The following is a 22,027-nucleotide window of genomic DNA, read 5'->3' on the forward strand; positions in this document are numbered from 1 at the left end:
CCAGTTCCGGCCGAGGAGGCGCCCCGCCTCCACCGCCGACATCGCCCGACCGCTCCCCTCGTTGATCTTCGCGGGACATCAGGTCGATCGCAGTCCACCACTCCAGTCCGACAGAAGTCAGGACGGTCGCTGGAAATGTATACAACCCAGGTTGAAAGTGGTCGCACGGATGGTGTGGCAGCGCCCGAGTCCCTGATGCAAACCCTGAGCGCCCCCCACTTCCGCTACCAAACGGCCTTCCAGACCATGGTCCAATCGGTCCCCGCCACCCGTCGCGCGGCCAGGGCCATCCTCTCGGAGAGCACTCCGGGCATGGAGGAGGACTGCCTCGACCGGGCTCTGCTGATCATCACCGAACTGGTGGCCAACGCCGTCAAGCACGCCGCACGGCTGTCCCCCCGCGCCGAGCTCACGCTGGTCACCGACGACCACTCCCTGACGATCGCCGTCCACGACCGCGACCCCCACCTCCCCAGGGTGCTGCCCACCCCGCACCCAGACGCCATCGGAGGACGGGGCCTGCGGCTGGTCCGCGACCTCGCTACCGAGGTCGGCGGCATCCTCGAGATTCGCTCCGACCCCGATCACCGGGGCAAGGCCGTGCGAGTCTCCCTTCCCTTCTGAGCCATCCACCAATGCTGCGGCCATCCGCCCAGGCTCGCTCCTTCAGCCCTCAACGACCTCACTGCGACTGGCCCGTGGCGGCCTCGGCTGAGGTCGGGCGCCCGCTCGTCCCCGCGTTGTCGGCTTTCCAAGGATGCCGTTTTCAACGACGAGCCCTCCGCCCACAAGAAACGTTCGAGAAGAGCCCGCCACGTCCGACTCCCTGCGGTGAAGGGCTGGACCGTGATCACTCGACAGCCGGTCCGACGAGGAACATGAGTAGTTCTCCCCTACTGACCGGTGAGCGTCCTGCAGAGACTCTGGGCCCATCAAGCAACTGCGCATCAGCACACAGAGACCCCAGTGACAGCGGATTCTCGGGTACGGACCGGCAGCAGAGCCGGCCGCAACGCCATGCCGCGGATTCACGGTGTCTGACTCGACCCGTCCACCCTGCTCGCGGAAACCATCGCACGATCCAGCGCTGTCGGCCTAGCCGAGCATGCCCTCTGCGAGTGGCTCGTGGGAAACTCAGCAGAAAGGCAGAGGAGTGACCGGACGACGTTCGGCCATCGTCACCGGGGGGTCCCGGGGAATCGGACGGGCTGTCGCCGTGCAGCTTGCCGCTGACGGCTACAACATCGCCTTTTGTTACCCCAGCGGTACCGAAGTGGCTACGGAGACCGAGCGACTCGTTCATGACGTGGGCCGCCAGGCTTTCCATGCTCCGTGCGACGTGGCCGACCAGGACGACGTAGACCGGTTTGTACAGAAGGCCACCACGAGCCTCGGCCCGGTCAGCGTCCTCGTCAATTCAGCCGGGATCGTCCTCAACAACGCTGCGGTGGTGCCGCCGCTTGAGGAAAAGGGTGCCGTGATCGACACGAACCTCGGCGGCACGTTCAACCTTTGCCGCTCGCTGGCCCCGGGATTCATGGCGCGGAGGGACGGCGTCATTGTCAACATGTCCTCTGTCGCTGATGCCTCCGACGACACGGACGGCTGGGCTCGATGTTCGGCATCGAATGCAGGCATCCAGGGCATGAGCACCGCGTTGGCCCAGGAAGTCGCACGGTACGGCGTCCGTGTCAACATGGTTGCTCCTGGCTACGTCGATGCGAAAATGGCCGGTGGTCTGCCGGAGAATTCGCCACCTATCCCGCTCAGCACAATCCCACTACGGCGGTACGGTCACTGCAATGAGGTCGCAACACTCGTGTCCTTCATTGTTTCCGACCGGGCAGCCGCCATCACGGGCAAGGTCATCCACACCGCGTGTGGGGCACCATGGGTACGTTCGGTCAACGGACGTCATCGCCGACTGCGGTACACCCCCAGAGATGGCGCGGACGGATAAAGGTGGATTGGGCGGCGCTGTCACGTTCTCGGCGACGGCACTACCGCGAGCTCACGGCCTGTCTGCCGGCGCACTCGCAGATCGTGCTCCACGACAGCAAGCTGCCCTTCCACCAATGGAGTTGGCACCCGAAGTCTCACTGCTGGGCCTGGCGGCAGGGGTGGGCGGGTCGTTGCCCCGATTCCACGGAGGCGGCCCCACCACTGCGCCGCACGCAATTGTGACCCCCCATCCAATGTCCACTCGACCCACGTACCGGGGCTAGCGTTGCGGTTCGAGTTTTGAATGATCTGAGGGACCCTACGGCGTGGAGTCACAGACCGTAGGCCCTGGTCCCCCCGGGATCGGGTGCTTTCCTTGCCGCACCGAAGGCGCTGCGGCCGCTGTCAACCGCCGCCGTCTCTATTGGACGATGCGCGTGAATCCCGGTCACCGATGCCCTGCCGCCTAGGAGACAAGATGACCGTATCGTGCGCGGTCCGAATGACGGAATGCCTGACCCCGTCAGGCTCGAGGGCAAGACCCGGTACCAGTTCACCTTCCAACACCAGTTCAGCACCAGTGTGTGCGGGAGCCGCTGGAGTCTCCTCGGGCAAACCACGCCGAACGCTTTGAGCGGCAGTCCTTTCCGTACGACTCCCGCCGATCCCTGTTGAGTCCATCCCATCGGGAGCACGAGCGCGTCGGCACCTCACATCGACTGACGAAGCAGGCGATCTTCATGGACGACGTCTCCCCGACCGAAAGCACGGTCTCACTCGGCAACTCCCCACTTGAGCCCGGCCCACATGCTGGTGAGAACCTGGCTTCCTGGCCGGCGCCGCGACCCACTGCCGCGTACGACGACGAAGCCACATCACCCACGTACCTCGACGAGGGGTGGTACATCTGCAGTCCGCGACCGGCGAAGACAGCCACCGCGACTCACGGCCTTCAGGGAAGGCCCACGCATCGGCCTCTTCGCCTCGCGACGGGACTGTGTCACAGACGGATTGGCGGCCGTGAGCCTGCGAGCCCCGTCCCAATCCCCAGTCGTGGGCAGCCACCGCAGGGCCCAGCCACGCTCCAAGAGCCGGCGGTCGCTGGCCAACCCTCGAGCAGCCAGTGCGCCCCCGCCACATAGCAGCGAAACCGATCAAGGAGTGACAGTCGACGTGCTTGATCCCGAGCGGAAACGTGATGCGCCGATGATGAAGGGGTCGTTGGGATGTTGACAGATCCAGCATTCTTGGTGAACGGAAATGTGAGGCAAGTCGCGGCTCTACTGGATGGTGCCGTGAGCGCGCAGGAGAAGCTTGCAGCCCATGTGTATCGCGCTTCGGCTCACCTCCACCGTGGTGCAGGTGCAGGCACCCGTCGGCAGTTGCTGTCTCTGGATGCTGCACGGCACGGCGACCCCTTCCTTGCGGCGAGGATCACGGCAGTGCCGGTAGAGGGGGAACCGGCTGCGCGGTGGGGAGTGGACTGGGCCACGGGCTCCTTCCTGGGTCTCCGGTTCCAGGACACCCTGCGGGGCCAGACAGGCTGTGTGTGGATGGTGGACACGGCGGTGGTGGACGGGCACCCAGTCGCTGTCATCGGCAGCGTCGACGGGACGGTACGGGTATGGGACCTCACCACAGGACTGCCGGTCGGTGACCCACTCACCGGCCCCGAAGAAGCAGTAAGGTCAGTGGCGACGGCAGTGGTGGAGGGACGCCCAGTCGCCGTCACCGGCAGCGTCGACGGGACGGTGCGGGTATGGGACCTCACCACAGGACTGCCGGATGGTGGCCCAATCCCCGGGCTGGAATGCGCAGTGTGGTCGGTGGCTACAGCCGTGGTCGACGGACGCGCAGTCGCTGTCACAACAGGTGGCGACAGGATGGTGCGGGTTTGGGACCTGACCACCCGCAAGCAGATCGGTCAGCCCCTCATCGGGCACGAATGCGCAGTGTGGTCGGTGGCGACAGCGGTGGTGGACGGACGCCCAGTCGCGATCGGCTCCAGCGACGACCAGATGGTGCGGGTATGGGACCTCACCACCAGACAGCAGATCGGCAAACCGCTCACCGGTCATACCCGAGATGTGAGTGCGGTGGCGACGGCGGTGGTGGAGGGACGTCCGGTCGCTGTCACCGCCGGCGAGGACCAAGTGGTGCGCGTCTGGGACCTGACCACCCGCGAGCAGATCGGCGAGCCCCTCGACCATGCCCACTGGGTAAATGCCTTGGCGACGACGGTGGTGAACGGCCACCCCGCCGCCGTCACCGCCGGCGGGGACAAGACAGTGCGGGTGTGGGACCTCACCACCCACCAACAGATCGGCGAGCCCCTCGACCACGCCGACTGGGTAAATGCCTTGGCGACGACGGTGGTGAACGGCCACCCCGTCGCCGTTACCACCAGCGCGGACAGGGCCGTGCGGGTATGGGACCTGGACAGCCACAAGCAGATCGGCGGCCCCATCCCCGGCCACACCGACTGGGTGTATGCGGCGGCGACGACAATGGTGAACGGCCGGCCCGTCGCCCTTACTTGCAGCAGCGACAAGACCATGCGCGTATGGAACCTCGCCACGGGGCTACCGGTGGGCATGGCGCTCACTGGTCACGACGGACCGGTCTGGGCAGTGTCGACAGTGTTACTGAACGGCCTCTCCGTCGCTCTTACTTGCAGCAGCGACAAGACCATGCGTGTATGGGACCTCACCACGCGCAAGCAGCTGGGTGAACCCCTTACTTGCCGCGACGGCCATCTGTGGGCGGTGGCAACAACATTGGTGGACGGACGCCCCCTCGCCGTCACCGGCGGCACTGACGCGACGGTACGAATCTGGGATGTCACCGCCAGACAACACATCGGCGAACCACTCACCGGCCACACCAGCGACGTGAACGCCATAGCAACAACCGTCGTAGACGGACGCCCCCTCGCCATCACCGCCAGCGCCGACACGACGGTACGAATCTGGGACATCACCACCAGACAACACATCGGCGAACCACTCACCGGCCACACCAGCGACGTGAACGCCATAGCAACAACCGTCGTAGACGGACGCCCCCTCGCCGTCACCGCCAGCGTCGGCGCCGGCGCCGGCGCCGGCGCCGACGCCGACGCCGACGGCACGGTACGGGTATGGGACCTCGCCACCCGGCAGCAGATCGGACCACCGTTGGTGTTCCCGTTCCCTGTGCACGCGTTGGCAGGGGCGCCGGGTGGCCGGCTGACGGTCGGCTTTGGTGGCGAGGTCGCCATGCTGAGCAGTCTCGCGGAAGTCGGCTGCTGAGCAGGCATATCGAGCCTCGAAACAGCAGAACAGCGCGGTGTGATGTCGGTGCTGGTGGCCTGCCCTTGGGGAGCAGCCATCCCCGCCCAACACCCCAACAACAGCGTGCTGTTCACGCGCTGAGGTAGTCGAAATGACAACGGCGCCACGAAGCCGTCGCCCGCCACTGTCGCTACCAGCGCCGGACCCAGGCACAACACGGATCCACCGATCCGGCACCCGACGGACGGTAGCGCGAGCAGCATCGCCTCACGGCGCCTGAGCCGCCCGCGAACCGGCTTTGCCCCGGGCGGCCGGGGCCCATGAGGCAGCAATCAGCTCCGCGGGGGTGACTTGCCGGTTTTCGCCACGAGTGATCCGCCCGTACTCGGCGCGCGCGGAGCGGACCGCGAACGGCGATGTAAGTTGGTGGCGTCCAGGTGTGAGCGGGGGTGTCGCGGCGGCGCCGGTGATGGCGAGGCCGAGGCGAAAGGCTCCGGTCTCGCGGCCTGGACGGGCGGGATGGATCTCGAAGACCGTGCCGTCGGTGAGGAACGCCGCGTAGTGCAAGAGCACGGCAGCCCGCCAAGCGGCGCCGCAGCGTTTGCGGAGCGGCATGCTCGGTGCCAGGTTGAACAGTGCGTATTCGGAACGGGCTTCAACTTCAGCGGTCAGCCATATCCAGGACGCTTAGGATTACGAGGTGCTGACGATGCACCATTTGGTGCAGCAGTTGGTTCACGTGAGATTCAATGGTGTGAAGGCGCGGCCCCCATGGGATTTCGTGCTGCCATTGCCTGCTGCTGAGTCCCTGAAGCCGCGTGGTGATGGAGGTGGTCGCCTCCTCGAGCCCCTTCGCAACGATCCATGGGTCTTGCTCGTTGGAACGATCAAACCCTGGTGCCTGGATCTGGTCCTGGTCGACCGTTCCCTCATGTGGCAGCTCGGTCCACAAGACCCTGTCGAAGTCCTGACTCGCGTGCCAGAGATGACAGGCATGTTCCAGTGCAGAGTTCGTGCCTGTCATCGGACGCCGGCTGAGCCGGGCGGGGTCGCGTGAAGTGAGCAATTGACGCCACGCTGAGACGTTGACGGCGACCAGTTCGGCGGTTTCTTCAGGACGAATCAGCGCTGTGTCGAATCGGCATTCCCGGCAGAGGGCGGGGAACGCGGAGGGGGTTTCTGTTTGTATGAGGTCCACGAACGTCACTCCCTTGCGTCTCCCGTCATTGCGGGAACTTCAAGTCGCCCGGCGCCGACGTCTCGTCCGACAGGTCGGTGAGATGCCGGCGCCGACGTGTCAGGGCCCGGGGGCGAGCCGGTAACCCCGGCTCATCAGGTTCCCCACCACTGAGGTCCCCGTGTTGCGGGAAGACTTACCCGCGTGCCCGCTGTCGCCAGCGCCCCTGGCGGGGTGGGGGCAGTGGGACAGCTCACTTGACTGAGCCGGCCATAACGCCCTGTACGAAGTGCCTTTGGAAGCCGAAGAAGACGATCAGTGGGACCACCAGAGAGAGGAATGCTCCAGCGGCGAGTACATCGATGTTGCTGCCGAACTGGCGCATCTGGGACTGGAGCGCCACCGTGAGAGGCTGCGACCCACTGTCGGCGAAGATGAGTGCAACGAGCATGTCGTTCCACACCCACAGGAACTGGAAGATGCTGAGCGACGCGATCGCCGGCATCCCGAGGGGAAGCACCAGCCGCCGGAAGATCAACCACTCGCCGCAGCCGTCCATCCGCGCGGCTTCCAGCATCTCGCGCGGTATCTCCGCGAAATAGTTGCGCAGCAGGAACACGGCGAACGGCAGACCGTAGGCGACATGGAAGAGGACGACCCCGGGGACCGTGCCGAACAGTCCGAGCAGGCCGAACAGCTTCGCCACCGGGATCAGCCCGATCTGGATCGGCACCACGAGCAGACCCACGACGACCAAGAACAGCCAGTCCCGGCCGGGGAACTCGAGCCAGGCGAATGCGTACCCCGCCATTGAGGCGATCGCCACAATGATCAACGTGGACGGAACGGTGATCAGCACGGTGTTCCAGGAGGCCTGGAGCATGCCGTCGTCCTGCAGAAGGGCGCTGTAGTTGTCGAGGTTCAGCTGTCCCAGGTCGGTCAGCGCGGTCCACCAACCGGAACCGGCGCTGTCTTCCCGCGAGCGGAGCGAGGAGAGGAGCAGCCCCAGGGTCGGGGTCAGCCACACCAGCGCCACGAGGATCAGTACTGCATGAACCAGCCCGCTCCGGGTCCGATTGATCAGGCGGGAGATGGCGCGGCGGCGGGGCGGCGGGGCTGTTCGAGCTGTGCGCTTCACGGTGATGGCCGTCCGTTCGTCGGCCGGTGCGGTGGTCATGGCTTGCTCCTACGGAAGCGTCGGATATTGAAGGCCATCGCCGGGACGACAAGGAGCAGAAGCAGTACACCGAGGGCGCTTCCCAGCCCCTGGTTGCCGCCGCCCCCGAAGGAGACCAGCCACATCTGCAGGGCCAGCACGTTGGCGTTCTGCTGTACGGGACCCGGGGCGATGATGTAGACGAGGTCGAACACCTTCATCACGTTGATCACCAGGGTCACGAAGACGACACCCAGCACGGGAGCCAGCAGGGGTGCGGTGATCCGCCGGAAGATCTGCCATTCGCCCGCGCCGTCGACGCGCGCGGCTTCCATGACGTCCCTGGGCAGGGCTGCCAGGCCGGCGCCGATCAGAACCATGGCGAACCCGGCCCAGATCCAGAGGTAGGCCGCCATGATCACCGGGGTGATGAGGCTCGGCCCCAGCCAGTCGACCCCGTTGAACGGCTTGGCGAAGTTCGCAGCGGGAAGCCGGACGGAGTACTGCCCGTCGCTCACGCCCGAGAACTGGAACGATCCGTCAGCCGCTGTGGTGGTGTGCCCGACGACGTCTCCCCCGCGTGACAATTCCACCGTCACGCCCGGCAAGCCCTTCTCGCCGGGGTCGATGACCCCTGGCTTGCCGCCTCCCTTTGGAGCGAAGTCGAGGTAGACAGCTCCGCTGAGCGAGTCCGGCCGCGTGGCGGCCTCGCGCGCGGGCTTGGCGTCAGTGGGGAGGTCCTTCGGGAGAATGCCCACCAGGCCGAGCCTCACGCTCTTTCCGGGCACGGTACTTGCCGCCGTCGCAAAGGAGCCGTCCTTCTCCTTCGTCAGGTCCCTTCCCTCGCGCGGATGGGCTCCTGGGTAGGACGAGGCCGGGTCGAACGCGTCATGCACCGTAACGATCGCCGCATTGAGCACGCCGCGTTCGGGGTCCTGCTCGTACACGAGCCGGAAGGTGATGCCGGCTGCCAGGAAGGAGATCGCCATCGGCATGAAGATGAGCATTTTGAACGCCGCTGCCCACTTCAGCTTCTCGGTGAGCACCGCCAAAATCAGGCCGACCCCGGTGACGAGCGCCGGGGCGACGAGCACCCAGATGGCGTTGTTCTTCAGCGCACCGCGTGTGGCCGGGTCCTTGAGCATCTCGGTGTAGTTGCCGAGACCCACGAAGCGGTCCCCTGAGGCATCGAAGAAGCTGCGGACCACGGAGAAACCGATGGGGTACACGACCAGTGCCCCGAGGAGCAGCAATGCGGGGAAGAGAAAGAGCAGGGCGAGACGGCGGTGCCGCCGCTTCGCCCGGTCGCTTCCTGTGAGCGGCCGTGAGGCCGGGCGGCGGGTGCCGCCCGCTCGCGCGGACGGCACCCTGTGTGAATTGGTTGACATGCCCGATGCCTCAGCTCTTGTAGGCGGCGGCCGCGGCGGACTCGAGCTTCTTCGCAGTGCCGTTCACATCGGCAGGGTTGAGCAGGAAGTCCTGGAGGATCTTCCATTCGCCGGCGCCAGCGGTGCCGCCGAAGGCGGCCGGAGCCTGGTCGGACATGTCGAACCGGACTCCGTCCCCCGCGTCGATCAGGGAAGCCGCGAACTTACGGGTGATGTCGTCCGGGTAGGCCTCCGGCTTCACACCGCGGTTCGGCGACAGGTACCCACCGCCCTTGGCCCACACACTGGCGGCTTCAGCAGTGGCCAGGTACTCGACGAGCTTCATGGCCGCCTTCTGGTTCTTGCCGGCCTTGAGGACCACGGCGGCGTCACCGCCGCCCACGAACGGAGCCTTGCCGCCGGCAACGGCCGGGAACGGGAACACATTCGCGTCCTCGCCGACCTTCTTCTTCAGGTCACCTGCCACAACACCGCCGACGAAGTCGCCCTCGTAGACCATGCCCGCCTTGGGCTTGTCACCGAAGACATGCTGCACCGAGGTGGGGAAGTCGGTCTTCAGCGCTGCCTTGGCACCGCCCGCGACCACGCCGGACTCGCTGAACAGCTTCCCGAAGGTGGCGAGCGCCTTCTTCACTGTCGGATCGGTCCACTTGAGCTCGTGCTTGGCCAGCTTGTCGTAGTTCTCTGCCCCTGCCTGAGAGAGGTAGATGTTCTCGAACCAGTCCGTGAGCGTCCATCCGTCCTGACCCGCGACCGCGAACCCGCCGCCGAGACCCGAGTCGTTGACGGTCTTCGCGGCCTTGACCATCTCCTCGTAGCTCTTGGGGACCTCCACCCCCGAGTCGGCGAACGCCTGCGGGCTGTACCAGACCGTCGACTTGTCGGACGCCTTGACGTACAGGCCGTAGAAGGTGCCGTCCACCGTGCCGTAGTTCTTCCACACGGAAGCGAAGTCGGCGTCAACAGCGGTGCTCACCTTCGGGGAGAGCGGCTCCAGCCAGCCCTTCTCCGCGAACTGCTGCAACACACCGACCTGGGGAAGCATGGCGACGTCGGGCGCGCTGCCGCCCTCGATCTTGGTGCCCAGGAAGGTGGAGACATTGTCACCGGTGGGAACGAATTCGACCTTGGCGCCCGTCTTGGCAGAGAAGGCGTCGAGAACCTTCTTGAAATTGTCCTGCTCGGCGTTGGTCCACACAGCCGCCACAGAAACCGTCTGGCCCTTGAGTTCCTGGCCGCCGTTTTCGGAGGACGAGCCGCCCTCGGTGCCGCCGCCGCAGCCGACTGCGGTGAAGACCAAGGCTGCTGTGGTGATACCTGCTCCCACGGTGCGCTTCATTGCGTTTCTCCTGTCTGGGAAGACCTACGGGTTGGAGGTTGGAGATGGGGAGGGACGGGGTTGGGGGGCGGTCCCCTTCCGGGGCCGGCCGTTGTGCGTCAGGCGGTGAGCTGGTCGCAGATCCACCAGGCCGCTGTGTTGCCCGGCAGGGTGGCGGGCGGGCAGTCCCGGCTGGCCAGCAGGGGGATTCCGTCCACTGGCGCCGGTACAGAGGTGTCGCCGAAGTTGATCGCGCACACCAGGCCGTCGCCGCGTACGAAGGCGAGAACCTGCGGAGGAGACTCGAGCCAACGCAGCGGACCCTCGCCGAGTTGAGGCAGGCTGCGCCGCAGGTGGAGGCCGTCGCGGTACAGGTGCCAGAACGACCCGGTGTCGGCCAGCGCCCGCTCGGTGGTGTGATTGGCGAACCATTCCGGCTGAGGGAGCCACGGCTGAACCGCGGTGTCGCCTGCGGTGAAGCCGAAGGGGGAGGCCTGACCGGACCAGGGAAGCGGGATCCTGCAGCCATCTCGGATCCCCTGGCGGCTGCCCGTTCGCCGGAAGATCGGGTCGGTGAGGACGTCGTCCGGCAGGTCGACGACCTCGGGCAGGCCGAGCTCCTCGCCCTGGTAGACGTAGGCGGCGCCGGGAAGGGCCAGCATGAGCAGCGCTGCGGCGCGGGCACGGGCGCCGCCCGGGTCGGGCAGTGCGGCGTCGTCCGTAGGCGTGGGCGCGGCGTATCGGGTGACGGCCCTGACCTGATCGTGGTTGTTGAGCACCCAGGTGATCGTCGAACCGGTGCCGGCGATGTCGCGCAGTGCCTCGGCGATGACCCGCTGGAAGGTGTTCGCGTTCCAGGGGGCGGTCAGCAGGTGGAAGAAGAAGGCCTGGTGAAGCTCGTCGGGACGGACGTAGGTGGCCTGTTCGGCGGGGGTTGACACCGACACTTCGCCGACCAGGAGACGGTCGCGGCCGTCGATCGCGGTGTACTCCTCGCAGATTGCCCGCCATCTGCGCCACACGCCGTGCACCTCGGGCTGGTTCCAGGCCAGCGGGTTGACCGAGTCGCGGGTGCGCTCGTCGGCCTCAGGGTCGGGCGAATCCGGCAGGTCGGGGTGTTTGAAGAGGCCGGCCGCGACGTCTATTCGGAATCCGTCGATGCCGCGGTCCAACCAGAAGCGCAGCACCGTCTCGAAGTGCTTCTCCACTGCGGGATCGCGCCAGTTGAGGTCGGGCTGTTCCGGTGTGAACAGGTGCAGGTACCACTCCCCCGGAGTTCCGTCCGGTTCGATGACTCTGGTCCACGCCGGTCCGCCGAACATCGCCCGCCAGTTGTTGGGAGGCAGTTCGCCGTGCTCGCCGCGTCCTTGCTTGAAGTGGAACCGCGAGCGGAAGGCACCGCCGGGTTCCTCGGCGAGTGCCTGTCGGAACCAGGGGTGCTCGCTGGAACAATGGTTGGGGACGATGTCGACCAGGGTCTTCAGCCCGAGCCTGTGCGCGTCACTCACCAGGCGGTCGAAGCACGCGAGGTCTCCGTAGACGGGGTCGACGTCGCAGTAGTCGGCGACGTCGTAGCCGTGGTCCTGCTGCGGTGAGGGGTAGAAGGGACTGATCCAGATTCCGTCGACGCCCAGCCGCTTCAGATAGGGAAGTCCGGCACTGACGCCGGCGAGGTCGCCGATTCCGTCGCCTGTACTGTCCAGGAAGCTGCGAACGTAGACCTGGTAGATCACTGCGTCGCGCCACCAGGGGTGCGGCGAGGGGGTTGCCGCCTGGCGCTCATTGGAGGGCCGCGGCCCGGGAACCTGGGCGATCCGCGCTGTACCTCTCGGCGGGTCGTCGCCAACCGGTGCGTCGATCATCCCGTCCCCATCCTGAACTGTCGTGTAGCTGTGCATGAAACAGATCGCCTGTTCGAACAACGTCCTGCGTCGCCGCCTAGGCGCGCGAGGAGGTGCGTTAGGGAGCACTCCGATGTGGCTGTCAGCTCGTGTGTCAGCTCTGCGGAGTAGCTACATGTTATGTATAACCGTCGGTCTGGTGTCAACGGCGAGAACAGCTTGTTTCCCGCGGTTGCGGAGACGTCCGCGAGATCGGCGGTGACTGCACCTGCATGACAGGGATGTGTCGGTGGCGTTACGGGGCGTAACTCAAGCGGATGCGTCCAGGCGGGCAGGGCGCTGACCTGCAAGGGACCACCGTCGGCACGCCGCCTTGGGTCGACCCGCCGGCCCGGCACTCACGGCACCGGCACCGGCACGTGACGGAGATCCGGCCGATCGTCTTCGACGTTCCCCTTGGTGGACGCTTGGACCGAGGTACGAGCCCCTCCACCGGCCGGGACCGCTGCGGCGGATCCGTGCGAGCCGGCCGCCCCGGCAGATCGACAACGCCGACGCCAGAATCAAGACGGCCGGATGGAGGCTCTGCAGGACGGCGAGGTATTCGCTGGGACAGGGTCCAGGATCAGATCGTCGGCACTGATGATGACGGGCCTTGCCCCTCCTGACCTGCGGCCGACCAGCGTCTCCTTCCTCTTGACGCAGGTTGCCGCAGCTGATGTCGAACATGTGCACCTAACCAGGGGCCCCGGGACCGGTACTGTCGGAGTCCGCACAGTCGGCCGTGGCAGCGGTACGCCCCCGGCGCACTCCGACCCGCGGTCCGCGGTCCGCCGACGGCACCAGTTCCCCCCGGCGCATCGCCTTTGCGGGACGGGAACGTTAACCTTTCTGTTATGTATGCCTCGCATGCAGAGCGAGGGAGACGAGACCATTGATGACGAGGGCATCTTGGGGGCCCGATCGGGGGCCGGACCGACAGCCCTGTGATGTGCAGGCACGCAGGGAGGAGGCGGGGCACCGTGCGCCTGGCGCTACTTGCGCTGCTCGCAAAGGAGCCCGCGCACGGTTACGAGCTCAAGCAGAGCCTCGAGCAAACCTTCGGCGCGGCGTATCCTCAGCCCAACATCGGCCAGATATATGTCACCCTGAGTCGACTGGAGCACAACGGGCTGATTCAGGGTCAGAATGTCAGCCAGTCCAGCCGCCCGAACAAGCGGGTCTACGAGATCACCGAGGCTGGCCGTGAAGCTGTCGTCGAGTGGTTCGCGGAGCCAACCGACGGTCCTCGAGTGCGCGATGAGTTCTTCATGAAGCTCGTACTCGCCCCGGCAGCCGGCGTGACCGACCGTGCGGCACTCATCAACAAGCAGCGCCGCCACTACCTCAACTTAGTGCGCGGACTGTCGCGGCTCGCCGCCGCGGAGGATCGGGACAATCGCGCCGCGCAATTGCTGATCGAGGGAGCGGCGTTGCACCTGCAGGCTGACCTGGATTGGCTCGAGCGCTGTCAAGAGGAACTCGAATGAGCCACCGGGATGTGCTGCCTCCCATTACCTTTTTCGTGGCCCCGTAAGGGAGCCACAGGCCTCCGGTTCCGGGATGACTTCCCCCTATTACTCATGAGCGAGGCCCGGATTCTGGCCGAGATCGGCGATGACAGGAGCCGGTTCGAAAAGGCCGGATCACTCAAGGCCTATTCCGGAAATACGCGCCACAGCTCCGCCAGACACCCGCCGTTGCCGCAGGTACCCGAGTCCAGTAGGTCGCCCGGCATCACGCGGGTGCGCCGTTCGTGCATGGCAAACTCGTCGAACGCCCCAAAGACCAGCCCCAGCCCCACGCCGCCTGAGGAACGCGATACAGCACCAGAGGCACCCCGTGGCCCGAAGAAGGACGAGCAGGAATGAAGATCGCGATAGACGACCTCTCCGGACCTGAGATCGCCGGGTTCCTCGACGAGCATGTCCAGCAGATGCGGTCCATCTCGCCTCCGGAGAGCAAGCACGCGCTCGATCTCGATGCCCTCCGCAGGCCCGAGATCACGTTCTGGTCGGTGCGGGACGGTGACCTGCTGGTGGGCTGCGGTGCGATCAAGGGGCTGGACGCGGGCCACGCGGAACTGAAGTCGATGCGCACCATGGCGGCGCGCAAGCGGAGCGGGGTCGCGTCCCTGCTGCTGGAGCACATCATCACCGAGGCCAAGCGGATGGGTTTCACGAGGCTGAGTCTGGAGACCGGCACGGCCGAGTTCTTCCTGCCCGCCAGGAAGCTGTACGAGAAGTTCGGGTTCATCGACTGCAAGCCGTTCGCGGACTACCAGCCCGACCCGAACAGTGCATTCATGACAAGAAAGCTCTGACTGATCTCGATCCACAAGTCTCGACGAACTCGTAGGAGAGGGGGTCCTCAGCCTGGTCGGTCCGGGGCCTGGGCTCCGAAGCCGGATGTGAGGCTCTTGTCGCCGGAGCCTGGCGACTGCCTTGGCCGGGTTGCCGTCGAGGAACATGGCAACGGCCTCTGAGGCCCAGTAGCGTGGCCGGGCAGCCGAACAGCCCCCAGTCAGTGGCGTGAGGGGCGCGGTAGATCCATTGAAGGCCAGTTACTCGGACCCTGCCTGAGGCGCCTGCGACACGTCCGGTACACGGGGCCCTCCGTCAACGTACGCCGAATGCCCACCCGTGGGAGGCGGTTGCGGCGTTTACAGGCTCGGCAGGTCCGCAAGGTGACCGCACGCAAGGCAGAATCCCCTGCGAAGGCTGAGCCGAATCGGGAAGGCGGCCGTTTTGAGCACCATCGACGTGGGCGGTGCCACGCTCTACTACGAGCAGCGTGGTCACGGCCCCCCGGTGCTGTGCATCTCCGGAATCACGGGCGACGCCGAGCTCTGGACCCGGATGGCCGAAGAGCTCGCGGACGAGTTCACGATGGTGTCATACGACCGTCGCGGCAACTCACGCAGTCCGCGCCCTGAGAACTGGATCTCGACCTCCCTCGATGAGCAGGCCGATGACGCCGCAGGGTTGCTGCGCGGGCTCGATCTCGCGCCGGCCGTTGTGTTCGGTGCGAGCGGTGGAGGAGTCATCCTGACCAACCTCGTGCTGCGCCACCCCGAGGTGGTACGCGGAGCGATTATCCATGAACCACCGTTCGTCTCGGTCAGCTCCGACCCCGATGCGGTGGGCAGGCAGTTGAGTCTCCTCTTCGAGGAGGGCATGGCGCGTAGCGGCCTGATGGGTGCGATGGAGGCCCTGGTCCGCTGGGCCTGGGGCGACGACGGCCTTGCGGCCGTCGAACCAGAGGTGCGTGAGCGGCTGATGTCCAATGGAGAGGTGTTCTTCGGTTTGGAACTCGGCGCCTTCATTGAGTACTTGCCCACACCTGACGAGCTTGCCGGCGTGCAGGTTCCGCGCATCGTTGCAGCTGGCGCCGAGAACCGCGCGCCCACAGCGGCGTACCACCACGGGTATGAAGAGTCGCAATGGCTCGCCGCCCAGATGCACACAGAGCTCGCAGAGCTCCCGGGCGGGCATGCGCCCAACCTCACGCATCCGGCCGTGCTGGCTGAGGCCCTGCGCCCTCTGCTGCGCGCCCTCACGAGGTGAACCCGGCAGCGAAGGCTCCTGCCGACCGGGCGGTCTGCTGCCGCCGCATTCCAAGGGTCTGCTCCCGGACAACGCACCAATCTGCGGGGACTCTTACGGGCCTTCGTGCAGGCCGATGTCGGCCGGCCCAAACGTGAAGCCGGTGAAACGCACCTGCAGGCCCTCACGCTGAGGTGAGCAGCAGAACGGCCCCGCAGTAGCGGTCGCGGCCGACGAAAGATGCGCGAGGCGGACCATCCGCCAGGGGCCATCGCCGCTGCGGGCGCGAATGGTCAGCGCGCCGCCGGAGCGGCTGGCGCGCACAGTGACAGGCTTGCCGGCCCACTCCGGGACAGGGGCCAGCGACCAGTCCGAGGTGTCGTGGGTGACCACGGCCCCCAGATGCGGGGTACCGTCCGTCGCTTCGACGCCCGCCTTCACCCAGGTCCGCTCGTCCACGCGGACCATCACTCCTGCCTGGTCGTACAGGTCAGGGAGGTCAGATTCGAAGGTCACTTCGACCGCGGTGCCCTCCGGAAAGCCGGCGAGCAGGGCGTGCCCGTCGTCACGGATGAATCCGTAGCTGGTGCGGCGCCAGAAGTCGCTGCCGCCCGCGGTAGTCACCACCAGGTCATCACCGTCCCGTTCCACCGCAGGCGGGCGGTTGAGCCACACAGCCTCGTCCCAGGGTGTGATCCCGCTGGAGCCCACAACTATCCCTCTTTCTGGTATCTGGGGATGCCTTCGTCTGCCCGACACAGCGCAGTGGGACGCCCGCATCAGCTGGCAGCGCCTCGAAGCTTCCTTGAGTCTCGACAGCCTGCCCCTGACCAGCGACGGCAGAACTACTCATCTCCCTACTCACTCGGCCTCTTCTGCCTGCTTCGCCGACCCACATCCGCCCACGCTCATGCTTGGTTCGGCTCGGCGGGTGTGAGTCCGCGTCCGCCGCTTGCTTGTGAGGGGGCGCGGTGGCCATGTCCAGGCCATAGCCCGTTTCTCTGGCTATGTTTTCGGTCTGAAGATGACTGCGAAGGGTGAGAGCCTCATGGCGGCCATCTCGGAACGGTTCGGCCGCGCTCTCGGCCGCCACCGCAACGACCGCCCGATCCGAGTTCCCGTCCTCGTCGACCCGTCCTGCCCGAGTCTCGTCCCGATGGAGGTGTCTGGTGGACTTTGGGACGGCCAGGGCTCCGGACGGTTGTGACGTTGCTACCTGCTGCCACAGGCGGGGCGGACGAGGGGACGAGCCAGTCCATCTCGCTTGCCTCACTCCTGTCTGATCCTGCGCCTGTCCGCCCCAGCATGCGCCGCGGGGAGCCGTGCCGGCCATCGCTACAGCTGACACATTCCTTCCCACCGGCCGGCCCTGTCCGAGTGATCTGTCAGATGCCCACTGGGAGTTAATACAACCCACGCTGACCGCCTGGCGGACCGACCACAGGGGAACAGGCCCCGGCATCGGCCGCCCCCGACCACGACCCGCGCCTCGCCGCGGCGCGGCGCGGCGTAGAAGCGATCTTGTACGTCCCCAGGACCGGGGTCCCCGCGCGCTACCTCCCTCACGATTTCCCGCTCTGAGAAACAACGTGGGGGGGCCGCGGAGTCCGCGTCGTCGAAGAGGCACAGCTTCTAACTCCAGGCGTCAGGGGTAGAGCGAGGATGTCCAGCCGGGGACGTCCCCGTCCCTCAGCCCTCAGGTCGTTGCCTCCACCTCCCGCAAGACCCAGAGCATGAACGCCTGCACATCGGCTGTGCGCAGATCGGCGGCCGATTGCCTGGGCAGGGCGAAACTGTGCAGCGCGGCCGTGATGAGCCCGGCGAAGGCGCCGGCGGAGGGCAGGACCTGTTCCGCCGCGGCTGTCTTCGGCATCCAGCGTCCCGTACGGGAGTACATCAGCGACCGACAGCCGTTCAGGACACGGTTGTCCGGCAGATGGCCGATGCCCGCGGTGTGTTCGCGCACCGATGACCTCACCGCGGCGAGCAGGTCCTGCCGTGAGCCGGGAGCGATGACGTCTCGAGGATGCCGCCCCAGCAGAGGCAGTCCCGACTGGTGGGCGATCGAGCGGTCGATGACGTACCAGAATGCCGACGAGTCCGAGACGTCGAAGCTCGTCTTCTCCGGTAGCAGGGAACCGGTGTTCAGGTCCAGGAGGTATCCGGCGTCTTGCGAAGAGGCGGCGACGAACTCCGCCGAATACACCACCAGTTCCAGCCCTGCCGCCGGGCACGGTAGATGCGGGTGGCGCAGCGCGGCGGCCAGCTTCCGCAGGGAAAGCTCAGGTGTTTCCTCGCCCACTACAACGAGGACGTCGACGTCGCTGCGTCCGTGACGGTAGTCACCCAGCGCGACGGATCCGACCGCGGCTACGGTTACCAGGTCCTTTCCGCAGACGGCCTCCGTCCGGCGACCCAACTCGGCCAGGTATGGCTCCAGTTCGGGGGGCAGCCGGCCCTGCCCTGCGGTCGTATCCTCCATCATGTCCTCCGTTGCTGTTGTCCGGGTGCATCCGCCCAGGGCGGATGCACGATCAAACGGCGGTCAGCAGGGAGGGTATCGCCGAACCTTTCCGCCTCCGCCCCATGTCAAAAGTCCAGGTCGACTCCAGGTATCTGGTGCTGGCCATGGAGTTCCCCAACCAGGTCACCGTCCCGCCGCCCAAGCCGAATTCCGACGCCTGCGGCGGCGAGAAGTACGCCTGCCTCGTCCAGCGGCGCCGCCAGTCCTCGGCCCGGATCTGCGTCGAGCGCGCCAACGCCGAGCTGCGGCTGCGCGCCTGCCACGAGGCCGGTTTCGCACCTACGACCCGGCCAGCACCTCCACCCCTCCCCCTTCACTTCGCTTTCCCACGGCCCCGCGAAGTGCATTGAGCTGTCGTCTCGACCAGTGGAAAAGTCTGAGGGGGAGCCTTTGGGTGCTGCATGATCCTGGGCATGCTCATTAACCATGAGGGTGCTTCGCCGACTGTGCACCCATCGGCCTACGTCGCGCCGACCGCGACTCTGTCCGGCGACGTGCGCGTAGGTGCTGGATGCCGGGTGCTGTTCGGCGCAGTGCTGACCGCGGAAGGGGGGCCCGTGGAGCTCGGTGACGGCTGCATCGTGATGGAGAACGCAGTCTTGCGCGGGACACGCCGCGATCCGCTGCGGCTGGGGCGGGAGGTTCTGGTGGGTCCTGGCTCGTATCTGACCGGCTGTTCGGTGGAGGACGGGGTATTCCTGGCTACCGGCAGCCGGGTCTTCAATGGTGCCCGGATCGGCGCACGTGCAGAGGTGCGGATCAACGGAATCGTGCACCTACGCACGGTGCTTCCAGCGGATGGGATGGTTCCGATTGGCTGGGTAGCCGTCGGTGACCCGGCGCAGGTGCTCCCGCCCCAGGAGCACGAAGCGATTTGGGCAGTGCAGAAGGAGCTGGACTTCCCTGGCTATGTTTTCGGTCTGAAGAGGCCTGCCAAGGGTGAGAGCCTCATGGCGGCCATCTCGGAACGGTTCGGCCGCGCTCTCGGCCGCCACCGCAACGACCGCCCGATCTGAATCCCCGTCCTCGTCGACCCGTCCTGCCCGAAAGAGGGTCTCGTCCCGATGGAAGTGTCTGGTGGACTTTGGGACGGCCAGGGCTCCGGACGGTTGTGACGTTGCTACCTGCTGCCACAGGCAGGGCGGACGAGGGGACGAGCCAGTCCATCTCGCTTGCCTCACTCCTGTCTGATCCTGCGCCTGTCCGCCCCAGCATGCGCCGCGGGGAGCCGCGCCAGCCATCGCTAGGGCTGACACATTCCCTCCCCTGCCCCCGAGCACAGTTGAGTAGAACTACTCAGACCTCGTTTCTCATGGCAGCGAGCTCTGCAGCCCCAAGCCATGTGTCAATAACTGAGGACATGATTGAGTGGTCTGGCGGCCATGATGGTGCATGGGTGGGAGGTCAAGTGCTACGGGCCGAGGAACGGTTTCGGGAGGCGGTCTGGAGCCTGACGGAACTGGTAATCACCGAGGACATGGCGTACTTCGATGCCCTGCCCGAAGCTGTTGATCGGGAGCTTGGCACTCCTCTGTCCATGCTTGGGCTCGCGTTGGAGGAGGGTCGTCCCGTGGAGAAGTTGCAGCAGGGGGCTGTCCTGGTGGTGACCGGCTGGTCGCAGTGCGGGCAGCTGCGGGTCGCGGCGGTTCCAACGGGTCCCGGGTAGGCGGCTGTTGCACCCGCGGGGATGTTCCTACGTTCGGCGAGCTCACCGCCGACCCGGCCGGGTCGGCCCCACCCGCGGGGATGTGCCGCCCTGGCTCCACCAGTAGGTAGGCACTGGAGTCAGTTGCACTGGCCAGGGGCGTTCGGTTGTCTGACGCAGTCAGGCCGTGCGGGCGCGGAGGCGGCGCAGCATGCGTGGGTCCTCGAAACCGACTGAGCGGGCGGCGGCGTCGATCGTCGCGCCGTGGCTGATGAAGTGCTGGGCGCGTTCGAGGCGGAGGGTCTGCTGGTAGCGCAGTGGCGTGAGCCCGGTGGCGCGGCTGAAGAGGCGGGTGAGGGTGCGTTCGCTCACGCCGACGGCCGAGGCCAGGGTGGGCAGGGGGAGCGGTTGGTCGAAGCGGGCGTCGATGAGGTCTTGGGCGCGGTGCACGGTGTCGTCGAGGTGGGACCGGTGCCGGAGCATCGCGCTGGACTGTGGCTCGTGGCCGTTGCGGCGAGCGTAGACGACCATGTCCCGGGCCACCTGGGCTGCGACGGCCGGGCCGTGCCGGGTGGCGACCAGGTGCAGGGCCAGATCGATGCCGCTGGCGATGCCGGCCGAGGTGATCACCCGGTCGTCGGTGGTGAACAGGACGTCGCGAACGACCACTGCCCTGGGGTGGCGCAGAGCCAGCTCGTCCTGCACGTCGTGGTGGGTGGTGCAGTGGCGGCCGTCGAGCAGGCCGGCCTGGCCGAGCGCCTCGGCTCCGGCGCAGACGCTGGCCACCGTCCCGCCCCTGGCGTGGTGGTCCCGGAGGACCTGTAGGGAGGCAGCGCCGATGGCGGGGTCGTCGGCCAGGGTCACTGTCCGCCAGCCGGGCACCACGATCAGATCCTCGGGCTCGAGCTCGGGCCAGTCGAGCCCGGCCACCAGCGGCAGCCCCTGCGCGGTGGAGACCTGTGGCTGCTCGGCGACGTAGGCGAGCGTGTAGGGGTGCCCGAAGTCGGCGGCCGTGGAGAAGACCTGCGCGGGGCCGGCCAGGTCCAGCAAGTGGACTCCGGGCACCAGGAAGAAGACGATGTGGCTCACGATTCGGTCATCATGCCTGAAGTTCTGCTGCGGCCTCCAGCTGGTCGACCGTCGCGATGGTGGCGAAGCGTCCGGCGAGGGCGTACTCGGTGCGCCGGATGACCTCTTCGGCAGGCAGTGTGCGGGGGTCGGCCAGCAGCTCGGCGACGCTCTGGTCGGCGGGAGCGTCGCGGTGCGGGATGGGATTGGTCGCGGTCGCGTCGATGACAAAGGTGACCTGGTAGCCGAGGTCGCTGGCGACGCGGGTGGTGGTCTCCACGCACTGCTCGGTGCGGATGCCGCAGACAGTGAGCTCGCGGATACCGCGCTCGGTGAGCAGTTGCTGCAGGTTGGTGGTGGTGAAGGCGTTGTGCGAGGTCTTGTGGATCAGTGGCTCCCCATCCGCTCGCTCCAGCTCCTCCATCAGCCGGACATGGCCGAGGGCCGGGTCGAAGACATCGCCGCTGCCGGGCTCGGAGTGCAGTATCCACACCACCAGGTCCCCGGCCTGACGGGAGAGCCGGACCAGGCGGCTCACCTGGCCGGCGATCTTCAGGTCGGAGGTGGTTTCCCACAGCGGACGGGCGCGGAAGGACTCCTGGACATCGATGACGATCAGTGCTCGGGTCATGTCCCCAATCCTGAGCCGCGCGGGCGGGGCGGCGACAGGCCGCATCGGGTCCCGCAGCGGACCGATCCGGTCAACAGTAGGTCAGGCGGTTGAGCAACCAAGCAGGGGCGAGGAACTGCTTGATCGGTAGGCAGCTGCCTGTGCCCTCCCACTGGTCGAGTCACCGCGCGGGTCGTAGGTGTACGAGGTGTCGGTCTTCGTCGTGAGATCGGTGGCCGTGAAGTGCTGGACCAGCGAGGTGCGGCCCAGCGCGTCCGTCCACGTCTTGACCGCGCGGCTGCCGGACAGCGGCGTGGTGCCGTCCGCCGACATGCCCGTGCGGCTCAGGGTCCAGTCGCCCTTGTACCGGGCCGTTGAGGTGTGCTGCGGTACGTCCTTGTCTGGCGGTACCGCCTATGGCTGCGTCCTACCAGCCCAGCTGTCGCAGAAGACGGGTGAGCCTCTTGGTCCGCGACAACGCGACGACACCTGCGGAGGCGACG

At 66.7% G+C, this 22,027-nt stretch carries 19 protein-coding genes and 1 pseudogene; 9 read left to right on the plus strand and 11 right to left on the minus strand.

Translation table 11 applies throughout. The features are described 5' to 3' along the window. The first annotated feature begins 246 nt into the window (after positions 1 to 246). From ACI2LP_RS00900 to ACI2LP_RS00910, 3 genes are all read left to right on the plus strand, one after another. The gene (locus ACI2LP_RS00900; protein ID WP_404722392.1) at positions 247 to 624 is read left to right on the plus strand and encodes an ATP-binding protein; all 378 of its coding nucleotides are present in this window, start codon (positions 247 to 249) and stop codon (positions 622 to 624) included. A gap of 529 nt (positions 625 to 1,153) precedes the next feature. Continuing rightward, positions 1,154 to 1,960: an SDR family oxidoreductase gene (locus ACI2LP_RS00905; protein ID WP_404722393.1), complete on the plus strand. Its 807-nt coding sequence runs from the start codon at positions 1,154 to 1,156 to the stop codon at positions 1,958 to 1,960. A gap of 1,423 nt (positions 1,961 to 3,383) precedes the next feature. After that, entirely contained in the window at positions 3,384 to 5,231 is a 1,848-nt protein-coding gene (locus tag ACI2LP_RS00910) for a WD40 repeat domain-containing protein (protein ID WP_404722394.1), read from the plus strand. A 249-nt stretch (positions 5,232 to 5,480) separates the two neighbouring features. On the opposite strand, the gene ACI2LP_RS00915 is transcribed toward ACI2LP_RS00910, so the two are convergent. The 6 genes from ACI2LP_RS00915 to ACI2LP_RS00940 form a co-directional block, all read right to left on the minus strand. Continuing rightward, positions 5,481 to 5,828, minus strand: coding sequence for a hypothetical protein (locus tag ACI2LP_RS00915; protein ID WP_404722395.1), 348 nt, complete (start codon positions 5,826 to 5,828; stop codon positions 5,481 to 5,483). A gap of 46 nt (positions 5,829 to 5,874) precedes the next feature. After that, a complete protein-coding gene (locus ACI2LP_RS00920; RefSeq protein WP_404722396.1) occupies positions 5,875 to 6,411 on the minus strand; it encodes a hypothetical protein in 537 nt (178 codons plus the stop codon). Positions 6,412 to 6,643: 232 nt separating this feature from the next. Further along, a complete protein-coding gene (locus ACI2LP_RS00925) occupies positions 6,644 to 7,471 on the minus strand; it encodes a carbohydrate ABC transporter permease (RefSeq protein ID WP_404723028.1) in 828 nt (275 codons plus the stop codon). A gap of 92 nt (positions 7,472 to 7,563) precedes the next feature. Continuing rightward, positions 7,564 to 8,934, minus strand: coding sequence for an ABC transporter permease subunit (locus ACI2LP_RS00930; protein ID WP_404722397.1), 1,371 nt, complete (start codon positions 8,932 to 8,934; stop codon positions 7,564 to 7,566). 10 nt (positions 8,935 to 8,944) lie between these two features. Further along, positions 8,945 to 10,273, minus strand: a complete 1,329-nt coding sequence (locus ACI2LP_RS00935; RefSeq protein WP_404722398.1) for an ABC transporter substrate-binding protein — start codon at positions 10,271 to 10,273, stop codon at positions 8,945 to 8,947. 98 nt (positions 10,274 to 10,371) lie between these two features. Beyond that, positions 10,372 to 12,114 (minus strand): alpha-amylase family glycosyl hydrolase, encoded by a 1,743-nt coding sequence (locus ACI2LP_RS00940; protein ID WP_404722399.1) that lies wholly within the window; start codon positions 12,112 to 12,114, stop codon positions 10,372 to 10,374. Positions 12,115 to 13,115: 1,001 nt separating this feature from the next. On the opposite strand from ACI2LP_RS00940, the gene ACI2LP_RS00945 reads away from it, so the two are divergent. From ACI2LP_RS00945 to ACI2LP_RS00955, 3 genes are all read left to right on the plus strand, one after another. Continuing rightward, positions 13,116 to 13,622 carry a PadR family transcriptional regulator gene (locus ACI2LP_RS00945; RefSeq protein ID WP_404722400.1) on the plus strand — a complete coding sequence of 169 codons (507 nt, stop codon included), beginning with the start codon at positions 13,116 to 13,118 and terminating at the stop codon, positions 13,620 to 13,622. A gap of 377 nt (positions 13,623 to 13,999) precedes the next feature. Further along, positions 14,000 to 14,455: a GNAT family N-acetyltransferase gene (locus ACI2LP_RS00950; RefSeq protein WP_404722401.1), complete on the plus strand. Its 456-nt coding sequence runs from the start codon at positions 14,000 to 14,002 to the stop codon at positions 14,453 to 14,455. A 424-nt stretch (positions 14,456 to 14,879) separates the two neighbouring features. Continuing rightward, on the plus strand, positions 14,880 to 15,698 hold the full coding sequence (locus tag ACI2LP_RS00955; RefSeq protein WP_404722402.1) for an alpha/beta fold hydrolase: 819 nt from the start codon (positions 14,880 to 14,882) through the stop codon (positions 15,696 to 15,698). A gap of 93 nt (positions 15,699 to 15,791) precedes the next feature. On the opposite strand, the gene ACI2LP_RS00960 is transcribed toward ACI2LP_RS00955, so the two are convergent. Continuing rightward, the gene (locus ACI2LP_RS00960) at positions 15,792 to 16,388 is read right to left on the minus strand and encodes a DUF1349 domain-containing protein (protein ID WP_404722403.1); all 597 of its coding nucleotides are present in this window, start codon (positions 16,386 to 16,388) and stop codon (positions 15,792 to 15,794) included. 620 nt (positions 16,389 to 17,008) lie between these two features. Between ACI2LP_RS00960 and ACI2LP_RS00965 the strand changes: the two are divergent. Beyond that, a pseudogene (locus ACI2LP_RS00965) lies at positions 17,009 to 17,252 on the plus strand (transposase); the annotation flags it as partial. 121 nt (positions 17,253 to 17,373) lie between these two features. Here ACI2LP_RS00965 and ACI2LP_RS00970 read toward each other — a convergent pair. Continuing rightward, positions 17,374 to 18,159: an aminoglycoside adenylyltransferase domain-containing protein gene (locus ACI2LP_RS00970; protein ID WP_404722404.1), complete on the minus strand. Its 786-nt coding sequence runs from the start codon at positions 18,157 to 18,159 to the stop codon at positions 17,374 to 17,376. Positions 18,160 to 18,263: 104 nt separating this feature from the next. On the opposite strand from ACI2LP_RS00970, the gene ACI2LP_RS00975 reads away from it, so the two are divergent. Together ACI2LP_RS00975 and ACI2LP_RS00980 are read left to right on the plus strand one after the other, a co-directional pair. Further along, a complete protein-coding gene (locus ACI2LP_RS00975; RefSeq protein WP_404722405.1) occupies positions 18,264 to 18,551 on the plus strand; it encodes a hypothetical protein in 288 nt (95 codons plus the stop codon). A 51-nt stretch (positions 18,552 to 18,602) separates the two neighbouring features. Then, positions 18,603 to 19,217, plus strand: coding sequence for a gamma carbonic anhydrase family protein (locus tag ACI2LP_RS00980; RefSeq protein WP_404722406.1), 615 nt, complete (start codon positions 18,603 to 18,605; stop codon positions 19,215 to 19,217). Between the two features lie 809 nt (positions 19,218 to 20,026). Here ACI2LP_RS00980 and ACI2LP_RS00985 read toward each other — a convergent pair. From ACI2LP_RS00985 to ACI2LP_RS00995, 3 genes are all read right to left on the minus strand, one after another. Further along, positions 20,027 to 20,935: a GlxA family transcriptional regulator gene (locus tag ACI2LP_RS00985; RefSeq protein WP_404722407.1), complete on the minus strand. Its 909-nt coding sequence runs from the start codon at positions 20,933 to 20,935 to the stop codon at positions 20,027 to 20,029. A 10-nt stretch (positions 20,936 to 20,945) separates the two neighbouring features. Beyond that, positions 20,946 to 21,545 carry an isochorismatase family protein gene (locus tag ACI2LP_RS00990; RefSeq protein ID WP_404722408.1) on the minus strand — a complete coding sequence of 200 codons (600 nt, stop codon included), beginning with the start codon at positions 21,543 to 21,545 and terminating at the stop codon, positions 20,946 to 20,948. 81 nt (positions 21,546 to 21,626) lie between these two features. After that, the gene (locus tag ACI2LP_RS00995) at positions 21,627 to 21,857 is read right to left on the minus strand and encodes a hypothetical protein (protein ID WP_404722409.1); all 231 of its coding nucleotides are present in this window, start codon (positions 21,855 to 21,857) and stop codon (positions 21,627 to 21,629) included. Between the last annotated feature and the right edge of the window lie 170 nt (positions 21,858 to 22,027).

Origin of the sequence: Streptomyces sp. NPDC019890, from assembly GCF_044903445.1 — a bacterium.
Taxonomy (GTDB): domain Bacteria; phylum Actinomycetota; class Actinomycetes; order Streptomycetales; family Streptomycetaceae; genus Streptomyces.